General features: G+C 73.3%; 14 protein-coding genes and 1 pseudogene. 7 read left to right on the forward strand and 8 right to left on the reverse strand.

What is annotated here, in order from left to right; translation table 11 throughout:
* Positions 1-51: 51 nt before the first annotated feature.
* From ACFYYT_RS23290 to ACFYYT_RS23310, 5 genes are all read right to left on the reverse strand, one after another.
* On the reverse strand, positions 52-228 hold the full coding sequence (locus tag ACFYYT_RS23290) for a hypothetical protein (RefSeq protein ID WP_351820499.1): 177 nt from the start codon (positions 226-228) through the stop codon (positions 52-54).
* Between the two features lie 534 nt (positions 229-762).
* Positions 763-1,764, reverse strand: a complete 1,002-nt coding sequence (locus ACFYYT_RS23295) for an SDR family NAD(P)-dependent oxidoreductase (protein ID WP_351820496.1) — start codon at positions 1,762-1,764, stop codon at positions 763-765.
* A 217-nt stretch (positions 1,765-1,981) separates the two neighbouring features.
* Positions 1,982-3,586, reverse strand: coding sequence for an NAD(P)/FAD-dependent oxidoreductase (locus ACFYYT_RS23300; protein WP_351820493.1), 1,605 nt, complete (start codon positions 3,584-3,586; stop codon positions 1,982-1,984).
* Positions 3,587-3,691: 105 nt separating this feature from the next.
* Positions 3,692-4,231 carry an EF-hand domain-containing protein gene (locus tag ACFYYT_RS23305; RefSeq protein WP_351820491.1) on the reverse strand — a complete coding sequence of 180 codons (540 nt, stop codon included), beginning with the start codon at positions 4,229-4,231 and terminating at the stop codon, positions 3,692-3,694.
* A 190-nt stretch (positions 4,232-4,421) separates the two neighbouring features.
* Positions 4,422-4,775 carry a nuclear transport factor 2 family protein gene (locus ACFYYT_RS23310; protein ID WP_351820488.1) on the reverse strand — a complete coding sequence of 118 codons (354 nt, stop codon included), beginning with the start codon at positions 4,773-4,775 and terminating at the stop codon, positions 4,422-4,424.
* Between the two features lie 70 nt (positions 4,776-4,845).
* Between ACFYYT_RS23310 and ACFYYT_RS23315 the strand changes: the two genes are divergently transcribed.
* The 3 genes from ACFYYT_RS23315 (at position 4,846) to ACFYYT_RS23325 (ending at position 6,828) form a co-directional block, all read left to right on the forward strand.
* Positions 4,846-5,718, forward strand: coding sequence for a LysR family transcriptional regulator (locus tag ACFYYT_RS23315; RefSeq protein ID WP_351820486.1), 873 nt, complete (start codon positions 4,846-4,848; stop codon positions 5,716-5,718).
* 66 nt (positions 5,719-5,784) lie between these two features.
* Complete coding sequence (locus ACFYYT_RS23320; protein ID WP_351820483.1) at positions 5,785-5,970, forward strand: hypothetical protein; 186 nt, start codon at positions 5,785-5,787, stop codon at positions 5,968-5,970.
* Positions 5,971-6,000: 30 nt separating this feature from the next.
* The gene (locus tag ACFYYT_RS23325; protein WP_351820480.1) at positions 6,001-6,828 is read left to right on the forward strand and encodes a HEAT repeat domain-containing protein; all 828 of its coding nucleotides are present in this window, start codon (positions 6,001-6,003) and stop codon (positions 6,826-6,828) included.
* A gap of 64 nt (positions 6,829-6,892) precedes the next feature.
* Here the strand turns inward: ACFYYT_RS23325 and lepB are convergent, their stop codons facing one another.
* Both lepB and ACFYYT_RS23335 read right to left on the reverse strand, forming a co-directional pair.
* Entirely contained in the window at positions 6,893-7,576 is a 684-nt protein-coding gene (lepB, locus tag ACFYYT_RS23330) for a signal peptidase I (protein ID WP_351820477.1), read from the reverse strand.
* A gap of 61 nt (positions 7,577-7,637) precedes the next feature.
* Positions 7,638-8,138: an Rrf2 family transcriptional regulator gene (locus ACFYYT_RS23335; protein WP_351820474.1), complete on the reverse strand. Its 501-nt coding sequence runs from the start codon at positions 8,136-8,138 to the stop codon at positions 7,638-7,640.
* Between the two features lie 113 nt (positions 8,139-8,251).
* Between ACFYYT_RS23335 and ACFYYT_RS23340 the strand changes: the two genes are divergently transcribed.
* Positions 8,252-8,992, forward strand: coding sequence for an NAD(P)H-binding protein (locus ACFYYT_RS23340; RefSeq protein WP_351820471.1), 741 nt, complete (start codon positions 8,252-8,254; stop codon positions 8,990-8,992).
* A 211-nt stretch (positions 8,993-9,203) separates the two neighbouring features.
* Here the strand turns inward: ACFYYT_RS23340 and ACFYYT_RS23345 are convergent, their stop codons facing one another.
* Positions 9,204-9,743 (reverse strand): 2'-5' RNA ligase family protein, encoded by a 540-nt coding sequence (locus ACFYYT_RS23345; protein WP_351820469.1) that lies wholly within the window; start codon positions 9,741-9,743, stop codon positions 9,204-9,206.
* Positions 9,744-10,403: 660 nt separating this feature from the next.
* On the opposite strand from ACFYYT_RS23345, the gene ACFYYT_RS23350 reads away from it, so the two are divergent.
* The 3 genes and pseudogenes from ACFYYT_RS23350 to ACFYYT_RS23360 form a co-directional block, all read left to right on the forward strand.
* Positions 10,404-11,612, forward strand: coding sequence for an FAD-dependent oxidoreductase (locus ACFYYT_RS23350; RefSeq protein WP_351820467.1), 1,209 nt, complete (start codon positions 10,404-10,406; stop codon positions 11,610-11,612).
* Complete coding sequence (locus tag ACFYYT_RS23355; protein WP_351820464.1) at positions 11,609-12,526, forward strand: RNA polymerase sigma-70 factor; 918 nt, start codon at positions 11,609-11,611, stop codon at positions 12,524-12,526. Before ACFYYT_RS23350 ends, ACFYYT_RS23355 begins: the two co-directional genes overlap by 4 nt.
* Positions 12,527-12,570: 44 nt before the next feature.
* A pseudogene (locus ACFYYT_RS23360) lies at positions 12,571-13,948 on the forward strand (amidohydrolase); the annotation flags it as partial.
* Positions 13,949-14,023: the final 75 nt, after the last annotated feature.

The following is a 14,023-nucleotide window of genomic DNA, read 5'->3' on the forward strand; positions in this document are numbered from 1 at the left end:
GAGGGCCTTTGCGGGTGAGGCGGCGCGTCATGAGGGTGATGAGTGCCCAGGTCATGTGGGCTTCCTGTCCCTGGGCCAGCGGGAGGCGACCCACCGCCAGTCCTTCACCGTCGAGGGAGCCACCCCGATGTCGTCGGCGAACATGGCCAGCGACTCCTCGACCGTGAACAGGTCGTCGGTCCCGTTCGGCGTCGAACCGCCCGCCGCCCTCATCGGCTCGATCTCCAAGGCCTTGTCCCCCAGGCTGAACTGAGCCCGCGCGACCTGCGCGACCAGCTCGCGCGCTTCGGTGACGATCTGCTCGTAACGCGACCGGGTGACGTTCCCGACTCGTTGACGGGGTTCGCGTGGCGTTCGGTTATGGCGTCACGGTGACGCCATCCGGCGACGCCTTCTGCCGCCAGGCCCTCGTGCGACACCGCGGTGAACAGAACACCGCCGACCGCCGACCGCCGACGTTCGACCCCGACCGTCCACCCCCGCCCGCAAACAGGACAGACGACCTCATCCCCACGCTGCATCGCAGCCACCCGCCGCCGGGCCTGCTCCAGCACCCTCCACCGCCTGGACCTGCACCTACCCGAGCAGAACACTGCTGCTGGCGACGAAGTCGCCAGCAGCAGGACCCCACACTCCCGGCAGTACCGCCGGGCCAGCCCACCAGACGCCACAAGCCTCATCGTCCAGCCACACAGACGCCCTGGCCAGAGATCTCAAACACTCACTGACGCGGCACTAGTTCCGATGCCGCCGGCGTTGGGGCTAGCCCGGGACGGCGCCGACGTCCACCCCCGTCAGGGCGCGGCTCGCCTCCCACAGGCGCGCCGCGACGACGGGGTCGGCGAGGTGGTTCCACAGCGGTGCGCGCCGGGGTTCGCCGCGCAGGCCGAAGACGCGCGGTTCCCACATCCCGCCTCCGCGCACCGCCGGGTCGAGCACGTCCGGGTCGAGCACCGCCGGGTCGAGCACCGCCCGGACGGCGGGCCACGCGCCGGCGTCCTTGCCCTGGAGGACGAGGGCCGCCGGGGCCGCGCCCAGCCGCGCGCCCGCTCCGCGTACGTGCACCGGCGGCCGGGACGGGGTGAGGGAGTCCAGTGCGCCGCCGGGATGGACCACCACGCTCGCCACCGTGCTGCCCGCGGCACGCAGGCGGCGGCCGAGTTCGACGCCGAAGTACATCTGGGCCAGTTTGGAGCGCCCGTAGGTGCGCTTGGGCCGGTAGTCCGCGCGGGACTGGAGGTCGTCGAGGTCCAGCCGCTCGGACTTCGCCGCGAAACTGCCCGTGGTCACGACGCGGGCCGCCGGCGCGGCCGACAGCAGCGGCATCAGCCAGGAGGTGAGGGCGAAGTGGCCGAGGTGGTTCGTGCCGAACATGAGCTCGTGGCCGTCCCCCGTCTCCCGGCGCGGGGGGTCGTCCAGCGCGACCCCGGCGTTGAGGACGACGGCGTCGAGGCGATCAACTCCCAGCGCCCCCAGCTCCCCGGCCACCGCTTCGAGCGAGGAGAGGTCGGCGAGGTCGAGCCGTACGGCCCGTACCCGTGCGCCGGGAACCCGCGTACGGATCGCGTCGGTGGCGGCCCCGGCCCGGGCGGGGTTCCGGCTCCCCAGGACGACGGTGGCGCCGGTGGCCGACAGCTGCTCCGCGACGAAGTACCCGATGCCGGCGTTGCCGCCGGTGACCAGGAAGACGCGGTCACCGGCACCGGGCAGGCACCGGACGTCCCAGGGCGTGGACGGGGGCGTGGACGGGGGCGTGGACGACATGGCGGCGGGTCCCTTGCTGTCGGAGGAGGCGGCTGCGTCGCCCCCTCGGGCAACGCGCCGCCCACGCTCGCAGCGGCCACCGACGGATGACCGACGCGGCGCTGACGCGGCACCGACGCGAGCGCCGGCCGCCGCGCCCACGGCCTCCCCGCACGCGCCTACCGCCCCAGGGCCGCCGCCGTCGACCCGGCCGGCGGCCCCGCCGACGGCCCGCCGGTCAGAACCCGCAGGGCGTGCGCGCGTCCTGGAAGAGCTCGGGGTGGCGCCGCCGGTACTCGACCAGGGACTGGGCCACCGCGGCGCCCTCGCCCACGGCGGCGCCGACCCGCTTGACCGATCCGGACCGTACGTCGCCCACGGCGAACACGCCGGGCCTGCTGGTCTCCATCGCCAGCGCGTCCGGGCCGGCTCCGCCGCCGCCGGTCAGGACGTACCCGCGGTCGTCGAGCTTCAGCGTGCCGCCCAGCCACTCGCTCGACGGGCGCCCGCCGATCAGCACGTACAGGCAGTGCGCGGCGACGGTCCGCTCCTGGCCCCCGCGATCGCGGAGCGTGAGCCCGGTGAGGGTGGACTCGCCCAGGCAGGCGGCCACTTCGGTGCCCAGGAGGACGGAGAGGCCCGGGGTCCGCTCGATGCGCTGCACCAGGTAGCTCGACATGGACGCGCCGAGGTCCGTGCCCCGTACCAGCAGGGTGACCGAGCGGGCGTAGCGCGCGAAGTAGAGGGCGGCCTGTCCGGCGGAGTTGCCCGCGCCCACCATGTACACGTCCTCGCCGGCGGTCGAGGGGGCGTCGGACAGGCACGACCCGTAGTACACGCCGGAGTTCAGGAGCCGGTCGACGCCGGGAGCCGTCAGGCGGTTCCAGTCCACGCCCGTGGCGACGACCACGGCGGCCGCGGTCACCGAGGCCGTCTCCTCGGTTCCGGCCTTGACGAACTCGACGCGGTGGCCGCCGGTCTCGACCGGGGTCACCCGGCTGGCCACCCGGGTGGGCTGCCACTCGACACGGGCCCTGCGCGCCTGCTGGAGGGCCCGCTGAGCCAGGTCGCCACCGGTGAGCCCGACGGGAAAACCGAGGTAGTTCTCGATCCGGGAGGTCGATCCCGCCTGACCGCCGGGCGCGTCGTCCTCGATGACGACCACGCTCATGCCCTCGGCGGCGGCGTACACCGCCGCGGACAGGCCTCCCGGGCCACCGCCGATCACCGCGACGTCGTAATGGTCCCGCCCGGCCGGCCGGATGAGGCCGAGCCGCTCGGCCAGCGCGCTGATCGTGGGGTCCACCAGCTCGGTGCCGTCGCCGAGCCGGACGGTCACCGGCGCCTCCCGCGCGTCCTCCTCGGGGAGCCACCGGAAGAGGACGCCGCTGCGGCCGAGGAAGTCCCGTACCGCGTACGCGGCGGGCGAGAAGCGGCTGCCGCGCACCTCGGCGGTGGGCAACTCCCCCGCGCAGTCGGCGTTCCAGGTGCACAGGGAGTCGTCGAGCGCGCTGCGCAGGTGCTCGGCCGGGCTCTCCTCCCGCTCCTCCCGCTCCTCCCCTGTACGGGCGCCGGGCACGGCGCCGAGGTGTCCGGCCAGCGGCAGCCAGCGCACCCCGGGATGCGCGGCAGCGGGGTCGGGGGCCTCGTCCGCGAGCACGGCCGCCACGGGCACCCTCCGGTCGGCCAGCGACTTCAGCGCCCGGACCACCTCCGCCGGCCCTCCGACCTGCAGTACGCGGAACGACGTCCGGTACCAGCTCTGCACCAGCTCGGCCGTCTCGTGCCGGCGGAGCGGATCGGAGTCGGAGAGAACGATCACCGGCAGTGCGGCATCGGACATGAAGAGGTCCTCCAGACAGTTCGTGCGAGCGATCGGACACGCGGTGGGCGGATACGCGGCGGGCGGTACGGGGCAGGGGGGCGCGGCGCCCCCCCTGCGCGCTGCTCAGAGGCGGCCGAAGAACTGGTTCCCGCGCGCCGAATGCTTCTCGCTCGTGTAGTACTCCTTCATCGCGGAGCTGATCTCGTCGCGGCTCAGCTGTCCGTCACCGTCGACGTCCAGCTGGTTGAAGGCCTCGTCGAAGGTCTCCCGGGGCAGGCGGAACATGCCGTGGAGGAGGGAGGTGTACTCCTCGCGGCTCAGCATGCCGTCGCCGTCGCGGTCGGCGAGCTCGGTCCAGGCGTTGCTCATGATCCTGATCCGTTCCCAGATCCGGTTCTGGTCCGAGACGATCCGCGCCCGGAACGCCTGCCGGAACTCCTGCCGGTCGACCCCGCCGTCGTCGTTCTTGTCCATCTTGTGGAAGACGGTGTCCCAGAGGTCCGCCAGCGAGTTCCGCAGCCCGGCCACGTCGTCCGGGGTGTAGTCGAGCGACTCGGCGAGCCGGTCCGACAGGCCGGTCAGGTCCGCCTTGTCGAGCTTCCCGTCGCGGTCCGAATCGAAGACGTCGAACGCCCGCTCCAACTTGATGTCCAGAACGCTCACGACACCATCCCCTCACTTCATGTAGTCGCCCCGTCACGCTGCGAGGCGGGCCCAGGAAACCACAAGGCCCGGTCAGCGTGCACGGAAAGTGCGCGCTGACCGGGCATTCGGGTGACGGGCGACGGGCGACGGTTCCACGCTCCATCCGCGCGCCGGCCCAGGAGAGTTCGGCCCGGGGCCGGGCCACGGATCACCGGCCGGACTGCGCCAGGATCTCCCGGGGGTCGAAGGTGACCCGGATCCGGGTGATCTTCCCGTCCTCGACGTGGCTCCAGTTCGCGGTGGCGGCGGGCGGCGCGTCCGCCGTGTAGAGGTCGAACCACGTGATCACGTCGGTGTCGTCCGCCACCCGGGCGTGCACCTCGATCCGTTCCAGCATCCGGCCCATGCCGCGCAGACCGGCGATGCACTCGTCGACGCCGCGCGCCCGCCCGAGGGTGCCGACGAAGTCGACGTCGTCGGCCAGGAGGCCGCGAAGGGTCTCGAAGTCGCCCTTCTGCCAGGCGGTGAAGTACTGCTCGGAAATCTCTGCCGGTGTCTTCATGTGACCAGGATCCCGGAGGCCGGGGCATCAGTCCAACAGATGATTCGGATACCGATTATCATCAGTACGCATGGAACTCCACCAGCTGCGCTACCTGGCCGCCGTCGTCGACGAGGGGACCTTCACGGCCGCCGCGGCGCGGCTGCACGTCAGCCAGTCGGGCATCAGCACACAGGTGGGCAAGCTCGAACGGGAGCTGGGGCAGCGGCTGCTGGAGCGCTCGGGGCGCCGGGTCCGGCTGACGGCCGCGGGGGAGGCCGTACTGCCGCTGGCCCGGGCGGCCCTGGAGACGGTCGACGGCATCGAGGACACCGCGGCCCGTTTCGCGCGGGCCGTGCGGGGCCGGGTCCGGCTGGGCATGATCAGGGGCTGTGCGATCCCGGGCTTCCTGGACGCCGTCGCCGGTCTCGGGCGGACCCACCCGGGCATCGCCCTGAGCCTCCACGAGGACGATTCGGACGCCCTGCGCGCCCAGGTGCTCGCCCGCTCCCTCGACCTGGCCCTGATCGCGTTCGCCGGACGGCCCGAACCCGGCCTGGACACCGTCGTGATCGTCGACGAGCCGATCGCCGTCGCCGCGCCCGAGGGCCACCGGCTGCGGCGCGGGCCGGTGCGGCTCGCCGACCTGGAAGGGGAGAAGATCCTCTGCCTGCCGCGCGGGACCGGCATCCGCGAGGCGTACGAGCGGTCGTGCCTCCAGCGGGGGACCGTACCCCGCGTGGACATCGAGGCCGGCTCCCCGCAGACCCTGCTGGGCCTTGCCCGGCGGGGAGCGGGGGTGGCCGTCCTGAGCCCGTCCTCCGGGGCCGGCGAGGGCCTGGAGCCGGCCGTCATCACCGACGCCCCGACCCACGCCTGCCTCGGCCTGGCCGTCCGCCCCGACCAACGCGCCCCCGCCGCCCGCCTCATGCTGACCCGGCTCCAGGAATCCCTCACCCCCTGACCCCGCCCGGCCCCGCCAGCCGCCGGCGTCCGGCAGGCGGCCGACACCGCAACCCGCACCGACGCGATGCCGGAGGCGGCCGAGTTCGCCCACCCAGCCGCCGCCTTCGAGACCGCCGCCGAACTGGCCGAACGGGGGCGCCGCGTGGCCCTGGTGTGTGGCGGCGTACGGGGTCCCGCACGCCCGAGGCCGGCGCTCGGCGTCACCCTGACCGAGGGCCCCGGCGCGGAGGCGACCGCCGTTCACCCGTGAAGATGGGGTGGGACAACGGAGGGGGATCAAGTGGAAGAGCCACGGCCGACGGGCGATCTCATGCTGCGGCTCGCCGAGCTGGCGGCCGGCCTCGCGGATCCGGACAGCGACCTCGATGACCTCGCGGAGATCGAAGAGGAGCTCGTGGCCGCCCGGCGGCAGGAGCTGATTCCGTATCTGGAGGGGCATCTCGCGGCCGCCGTGGAAGCGGGCGACCGGTACGCCCGGCACGTGCTCGCCCGGATCCTGGCCGAGACGGCCGGCCGCACGTCTCTCGCCGCGCTGCTGCGGGCCCATTCACGCGATCTTGGGGACGACCAGGACTCTCTCTCGACGACGCTCCACGTCCTCGCGCGAAAGGATCCGGCCGCCGCGCGCGAAGTCCTGCTGCCGTGGGTCGCAGGACCCGACGAGGGGCTGCGCCGGACGGCGGTCTGGCTGCTCGGGTTCGTCCCGGACCCCGCCGATCTCGGCCTGCTGGCCCGCGCCGCGCGGGACGCGGACGAAGGGGTCCGCAGCGCGGTCGTTGGCACGCTCGGCAGCCACGGGAGCGAGCCGGGCGCCGTCGACCTCCTGGTGGGGCTGCTGGACGACCCCTCCCCGCAGGTGCGGATCTCCGCCCTCGGCGCCCTGGGGTTCCTCCGGCAGCCCGGGACCCTGCGGAAGATCTGCCGGCGCGCGGACGACGCCGATCCCCGGGTCCGGACCTGGGTGGCGATCGCTCTGGGCCGCTTTCCCGCCGCCGCGTCGGCGGAGCCCGGGGTCGCGGCCGTGCTGGAGCGGCTGGCGGCGGACGCAGACCCGTACGTGCGGGAGCAGGCGGCCGAGGCCCGGCGGTCCAGGGCCCCGCGCGGCTGAGGAGTACGGACCGGCCAGGGCGTCAGAGCGCCAGGGCGCCAGGGCCGTCAGGGCGCCAGGGCCGTCAGCCCGCCGACGGGGGTCCGTACGCCGTGCCCCGCGCCGCCCGGCGGCGGTGGCGCAGGGCCAGGACGCCGCACACGGCGCCGGCCGCCAGCAGGGCGATCCCGGCGAACGTCACGGACCGCACGGCGCCGACCAGGGGGCTGCCCCCGTCGACGGCGACGCCCTTCACGGCCGTGTCGGAGACCGTCCCGCCCGGCGTTTCCTGGAGCCGGTAGCGGGAGTCGGCGGAGTCGAGGCGGTTGTCGCCCAGCAGGAACAGCCGCCCCGAGGGCACCGTCACGCTGAACGCGCCGGGCGTCCCCGCCACCGGGTCGCCGCCCGCGACGTACGGCTCGTCCAGCGGCTTCCCGTTGAGCGTCAGCGTACGGTCGCCGGGTGCGTAGGCGATGCGGTCGCCGCCCACCGCGACCACCCGCTCCACCGTCAGCCCCCCGTTGCCCCAGCCCGCGGCGTCCAGGAGCACGACGTCGCCGCGCATCACCCCGGGGGCCATCAGGTTGAAGACCACCGATCGGCCGACCGGGTACGACGGGAGCATGTGACGCGACGTCATGGTCTTGGCGGGCATGAGGAAGTGGCCGCCGATGGCGCCCGCACCGCCCACCACCGCACCCAGCGCCAGCGTCACCGCCGATGCCACCGCCAGCCGCCGCCCGGGTATCCGCTCGCGCCGTTCCGTCATCCCGCACCCCCGTTTTCCCTGCTCAGACACTCGCGGGCACTCTACGGGGCGCCGCCCGAGGTCAGTCCGTCCGGGCGGCCGGACCGGACGGCGGGGCGAGCCAGGCGCCGACGGCCGGCAGCGCCGCGGGGCCGTTGTCCCGTTCCACCGAGCCGACCAGATCGGCGATGGTGACCCCGCGCAGGGACGCCCGCCAGGCGGCCTCGGCGGCGCCCATCACCCGGGCGATCCCGCACCGCTTCGTGCAGTCCTCGGGCGCGGCCCCGAGCGGGCCGCGCTGTCGGATCTCGGTGCACACGAACGCCGGGTCCGCTCCGTCGACGGCCTGCACCACGTCCAGGACGGTGATCTCGTGGGCGGGTCTGGTCAGGGCGTATCCGCCCGTTTTGCCCTGTACGGAGGTCACGAGGCCGGCCCGCGACAGGGCCTGCATCTGCTTGGCCAGGTAGCTCGGCGAGACGTCGTGCAGCAGCGCCAGCCGGGCGGCCGGCACCGGCCGGCTCGCCGCGGTCAGCGCCACGCAGCAGTGCAGGGCCCACTCCACGCCCCCGGACAGTTTCATGCACCCCTCCATTTGACTCGGATACATTCTATCCGAGTACTATCTCAGACAAGAAGTGTCTGAGTTTGGGACGGCACCGGGCCGCCCGGCCTCACGTACAGAAGGGCACGGTCATGAAGATCACGGTCATCGGCGGCACCGGTCTCATCGGTTCCCAGCTCGTCCACACGCTCCGCGCCGCCGGCCACGAGGTCGTCGCCGCATCCCTGTCGAGCGGGGTCGACCTGCTCACCGGCACCGAACTGGACCAGGCTCTCGCCGGCGCGGACACGGTCGTCAACGTGACCAATTCACCCACCTTCGACGCGGCCTCCCCGGACTTCTTCCGCACCACCATGGGCAACCTGCTGGCGGCGGGGGAGCGCGCGGGCGTACGCCACCAGGTCATCCTCTCGATCGTCGGCGTCGACCAGGTTCCGCAGCTGGACTACTACCGCGCGAAGACCCTCCAGGAGGACCTCCTCAAGCAGGGGCCCACCCCGTACTCGATCGTCCGCGCCACCCAGTTCTTCGAGTTCATGGACGCGGTGCTGTCCTGGGCCGCCGACGACCGCACGGTCCGGCTGCCCTCCACCCCCCTCCAGCCGATGGCCGCGGCCGATGTCGTCGCCGCGCTCGCGGAGGTCGCCACCAGCGCGCCCCTGAACGGCACCGTCGACGTCGCGGGCCCCGAGGTCCTCGCCCTCGACGAGCTCGGCCGCCTCACCCTGGCCGCCCGGAAGGACCCCCGTACGGTCGTCACCGACGAGCGGGCGGGCATGTTCGCGGCCGTCGACGGCAAGGTCCTGACCGGCGGCCCCCACGCCCGCCTGGCCCCCACCCCCTACCGCGCCTGGCTCGCCACGCCCCGCTGAACACCCCTCGGCGGGCGGCGAAGCCGGAGCCGCAGCGAGGCGCCCGGCGCGACAGTCGGCGACGGCGGGCTCAGGGGCGGCGGCCTGGGCCTCCAACTGCGCGGACCGGGCGGCCGATCGCGGCGGCGTGTTCCGCCACCCGCGCCAGCACCCGCGCCAGCACCCGCGCACGCGCCTGACACGTCGCAGCCGGCCAAGCCTCTGACCTGCTTCATTCACCAAGTGCGAACGACGCTCGTTCCTGCCACCTCACGCCGTCGTGCACCATCAGTTCAACCGCCGCGACATGAGACGTGAACGGGAGCTCGACGGCGAGGTCGGCCTCGATCTCCTCCATGACGGCGTATTCCTGACCTTGCGCGATGGTCAGGTGTGGCACGACCTCGGCAAACCGACCGCCATACGGAGGAGCCTCAGGCCAACGATCAGCGATCGCCTCCGTGAGCTGCCGCAACTGCGTGTCGGGCTCAGGGGCGAGATACAGCACTTCCGGGAGCCGTCCACACCTCTCGAACCGCAGGTCGAAGGCCTGGTGGCCGCCCAGCACGTCCGCGAGAGCGGAGTAGACGAGCGCATCTATTCGGCTCTCATCAAGGAACGGGAAGAGCACGGTGACGTGGGCTGGAACCCCGGCCTGGGCTGAGGGGTCGAGCCGGTCGCGCCACCCGCGGACGGCGGGCTCCGCCTCCGGTATCCGGACGATGAGAGCCGTCTGGCCCGCCTGAAACGCAGTGGTGTTGTCGTCTGCCATGACACTGCATGGTGTCACCCCAGTCGCAGACAGCCCGGCTCCTTTCACGAAGCTTGTGCCAGAGGTGCTGAGGGGGGCTGCTCGGGTGTGATTCAGGCGTTCACATGGCGCGGGGTGATTGCACGCCGCGGTGCGGTGTGACGGACCGGTTCGTGTCCCAGGGCGGCTCGAAGGCGCCGCAGCCACAGCGAGGCCGTGCCGAGCAGGCCGGTGAAAACCGCCAGGAGGAGCACACAGGCCCACATCTGCCGGCTCCAGGGGTGAGTTGTTCCCGTCCAGGCTGAGGCAGCCGCCCACAGCAGGACCCCCGTGGCGTATACGGTCCGGACCCGGCGCAACTGCCGTACGGCCCGCAGGGACATCAGGTGTGCAGTCTTCGGTGCCATGCCTGGCCGTGTGCCCCGATGGGCCACCGGCATGCCCGGCGACGCCCCTGGCCGACGCGCGGCTGCTGTCGGCCCGCCAGCTTCCGCGCAGGGCATGTCGATCATGGTTGAATGCTGCGTCGCCGGCTCCGGGGGCTGTTGCCGCGTCGTGCCGACCCTCCCTCCATAAGGTGACGCGGGTCACATCGCCCCCATGTCACGAACGGAAGGGCAGCTTGCGTCTGGTGGTCGTCCGCAAGGCGGGAACGGTCCACACGAAAGAGGCAGCTGAGCGATGAACACGACGACAACGCGGCACGAGGTCCTGGTCATGGGCGCCGGCTACGCCGGGCTCGGCGCCGCGATACAGCTCGCGGCCCGCACCAGGAAGCGCGGCAACCTGCGAGTGACGCTGGTCAACCCCTACGACACCTTCACCGAGCGGCTCCGGCTGCACATGACCGCCACCGGCCAGGAGACGGCCGAGCTGAACATCCCGGAGCTGCTGGAGGGCACCGGCGCCGAGTTCGTCCGCGGCTGGGTCACCGCCGTGGACACGGCGGCCAAGACCGTCCGGATCGACGACGACCGGCTCCTGCGCTACGACACCCTGGTCTACGGCCTGGGCAGCATCGCGGACACCGCCCCCGTCCCCGGCGCGGACGAGCACGCCCACACCCTCAACAGCCCCGAGGACGCCGCTCTCCTCGCCGACCGGCTGACCCGGCTCGACGGGGGGAACGGGGGGAACGGAGGGACGGTCGTGGTCGGCGGCAGCGGCCTCACCGGCATCGAGGCCGCCGCGGAGATCGCCGAGCGGCACCCGGAGCTCCGGGTGGTACTGCTGGGCCGGGAGGAGCCGGGCGCGAGCATGCACCCGAAGGCCAAGGCGTACCTGGACACGGCGCTCGCCCGGCTCGGCGTACGGGTGCGCAGTGGCGTCGAGGTGGTGAAGGTGCTGCCGGACCGCGTCGAGCTCGCGGACGGCTCCCGCATCACGGCGGCCGCCGTGCTGTGGACCAGCGGCACGCGCGTCTCACCGCTGGCCGCGGCCGCGGGCCTGACGGTGGACGAGCGCGGCCGGGTGGTGACCGACAGCGCACTGCGCTCGGTCTCCCACCCGGACGTGTACGCCGTGGGCGACGCGGCGGCGATCCGTCAGGGCTACGGCGTGATGCACGGGACCTGCCAGGGCGGCATGCCCACCGGCATGCACGCGGCCCTGTCGATCCTGCGGGTGCTGGCCGGCAAGGAGCCCAAGCCCTTCCGCTTCGGCTACTACCACACGCCCGTCAGCCTGGGCAGGAACGACGCCGTCGTGCAGTTCACCCGTCCCGACGACAGCCCGCGCCGGATCGTGCTGACCGGCAAGCGGGCCGCGCAGTACAAGGAGACGGTCACCGCAGCGCCGTGGCCGACCTTCGCCCGCATGAAGAAAATGCCCGCCTCGGGCGCCCTCTGGCCGCACGGCGGCCGCCACACCCGGATCAGGAGCGCGAAGTGACCCAGCCGCAGCAGGACGGCCCCGACCAGCTCGCCTTCCAGCAGTACCGCACCCTGCTCTTCTCCGTCGGCTACCGCATCCTCGGCACGGCCGCCGACGCCGAGGACGTGGTCCAGGACGCGTGGCTGAAGTGGTCGGCGGCCGACCGTTCCCAGGTCGCCGACCCCAAGGCCTATCTGACCCGGATCGTCTCCAACCTGGCCATGGAGCGGCTGCGTTCTACCCGCCACCAGCGCGAGACCTACGTGGGTCCCTGGCTGCCCGAGCCGATCCTCACCGGCCCGGACACCGCAGACGGCGTCGCCGCGGCGGACTCGGTCTCGACGGCCCTGCTGGTGGTGCTGGAGACGCTGAGCCCGCTGGAGCGCGCGGTCTTCGTACTGAAGGAAGTCTTCGCGTTCAGCTACGTGGAGATCGCCCGGGCGGTGGAACGCTCGGAGGCGGCGGTGCGGCAGGCCGCACACCGCGCCCGCGAGCACGTCCAAGCCCGCCGTCCCCGCTTCACCACGGACCGGGCGCGCCAACGGCACGTCACCGAGCGCTTCTTCGCGGCGACGACGGGCGGTGACCTCAACACCCTCATGGAGGTGCTCTCCCCGGACGTGACACTGTGGACCGACGGGGGCGGCAAGGTGCGCCAGGCCCTCAAGCCGGTCGTCGGCCTCAAAACCGTGGCGGGCTGGTTCGCCGCGCTCGGCACCGTGACCTACCAGGGCGTCGAGCCCGGTCAGATGCGCGCGGAGCTGACCTGGATCAACGGCGGCCCGGGGCTGGTCTTCCGCGCCCCGGACCGCGTGATCGCGACGCTGACCTTCGACTTCGACGCGGAGGGCCGCATCTCGACCATCCACAACGTGGCCAACCCCGACAAGCTCCACGCCGTCGCCAACGGCACCCGGCACGAACTCTCCTGACCCGCCGGCTCGACAACCCGATCGATATGTCGACGCCCCGTCGAAAAGGGGCCGTGGTCACACCCGGACTCGTGGACGGTCACCTCCACCCCGTCTCGGGGGCCGAACTCACCCACGGACTCGACCTGTCGGGCTGCCGGGACCTGGTCGAGGTGCGTACGGCGCTGGCGCGCGCGGTACGGGGGCTGGCGCCCGGGCAGTGGCTGACCGGGTGGGGGCTCGATCCGAACGTCTTCGGTGACCGGCCCGTCGGGACAGCGCCGTTCGACTCCGTGCTCGACGGCGTCCCCGCCTTCCTCCTCCTCTTCGACGCGCACTCGGCGCTCGCCAGCCGGCGCGCCCTGGAACTGGCCGGGGTGGACGGCCCGCGCAGGTTCGGCCAGGCGTCCGCGGAGGTCGTCTGCGACGAGCACGGCCGCCCGACCGGGCTCCTCCAGGAGGACGCGGCCTGCGAGCTCGTAGAGCGGGTCGCCCCCCGGCCCAGGCACGAGGAGCACCGCGAACGGCTCGCCGCGACGCTGCGCTCGATGGCCGCGGCAGGACTGACCGGCGGACACGTCATGGACGCCAACGGGCCCAGCCTCGACCTCCTCGCCGAGCTCGACGCGGCGGGCGAGCTGCCGCTGCGCCTGCGGGTCGCCCCCTGGTGCCAGCCGGGCACCGACGCGGACGGGGTGCGCGCGCTCATCGACCAGCAGGGCGCGGGCGGCCGGCTGTGGCGCGTCACGGGCGTCAAGCTGTTCCCGGCCGCCTACACCGACGTCATCGGCACTCCACCGGGCCGGTGTACCCACGGCCACCCACGCCATCGGGGACGCGGCCGTACGGCACGCACTCGACTCCGTCGGGAAGGCGCAGGCAGCGCACGGGGCCGGCCGGGTCCGGCATCGGATCGAGCACATCGAAACCGTCCCCGACGACACCCTGCACCGCTTCGCCGAGCTCGGCGTCCTCGCCTCCATGCAGCCCACCCACTGCTGCGACTTCACCCGCGCCGACCACACCGACAACTGGTCGCGCCGCCTTGGCGAGGAGCGCGCCGCCCGCGCCTGGCGCTGCCGCGACCTGTGGGACTCGGGCGCCACCGTGGTGCTCGGTTCGGACTGGCCCATCGCCCCCTACCCGCCGCTGGGCGTCATGGCGGGAGCTCGCCACCGCCGTCCCGGGCGCGATCTCACCCAGCCGCCGCACGCCCCCGAACAGGCACTGACCCCGCTGGAGGCCCTGCGCGCGATGACGCAGAACGCGGCGCACGCGGCCGCGGAGGAACACCTGGCAGGCCGCCTCACCATCGGCCACCGCGCCGACCTCACCGTCCTCGCGGACAACCCGCTCACCACCCCCGCCACCGAGCTCGCCGACCTCCCCGTGCTGCTCACCGTCCTCGACGGCCGCCCGACCCACCGCCACCCGGACCTGTAACCCACCCGCGGCCGCGGCCAGAGCGCCATGTCGGGGTGTCCTGCTCTGTCCGCACCCCGAATGCCCGGAGGCCCG

Source organism: Streptomyces sp. NPDC002032 (genome assembly GCF_042890765.1).
Classification (GTDB): domain Bacteria; phylum Actinomycetota; class Actinomycetes; order Streptomycetales; family Streptomycetaceae; genus Streptomyces.

Coding starts and splice junctions, on each gene's coding strand:
- ACFYYT_RS23295 (WP_351820496.1), bottom strand. CDS start 1,764: ATGTCGTCCACGCCCCCGTCCACGCCCCCGTCCACGCCCTGGGACGTC.
- ACFYYT_RS23300 (WP_351820493.1), bottom strand. CDS start 3,586: ATGTCCGATGCCGCACTGCCGGTGATCGTTCTCTCCGACTCCGATCCG.
- ACFYYT_RS23310 (WP_351820488.1), bottom strand. CDS start 4,775: ATGAAGACACCGGCAGAGATTTCCGAGCAGTACTTCACCGCCTGGCAG.
- ACFYYT_RS23315 (WP_351820486.1), top strand. CDS start 4,846: ATGGAACTCCACCAGCTGCGCTACCTGGCCGCCGTCGTCGACGAGGGG.
- ACFYYT_RS23320 (WP_351820483.1), top strand. CDS start 5,785: ATGCCGGAGGCGGCCGAGTTCGCCCACCCAGCCGCCGCCTTCGAGACC.
- lepB (WP_351820477.1), bottom strand. CDS start 7,576: ATGACGGAACGGCGCGAGCGGATACCCGGGCGGCGGCTGGCGGTGGCA.
- ACFYYT_RS23335 (WP_351820474.1), bottom strand. CDS start 8,138: ATGAAACTGTCCGGGGGCGTGGAGTGGGCCCTGCACTGCTGCGTGGCG.
- ACFYYT_RS23340 (WP_351820471.1), top strand. CDS start 8,252: ATGAAGATCACGGTCATCGGCGGCACCGGTCTCATCGGTTCCCAGCTC.
- ACFYYT_RS23345 (WP_351820469.1), bottom strand. CDS start 9,743: ATGGCAGACGACAACACCACTGCGTTTCAGGCGGGCCAGACGGCTCTC.
- ACFYYT_RS23350 (WP_351820467.1), top strand. CDS start 10,404: ATGAACACGACGACAACGCGGCACGAGGTCCTGGTCATGGGCGCCGGC.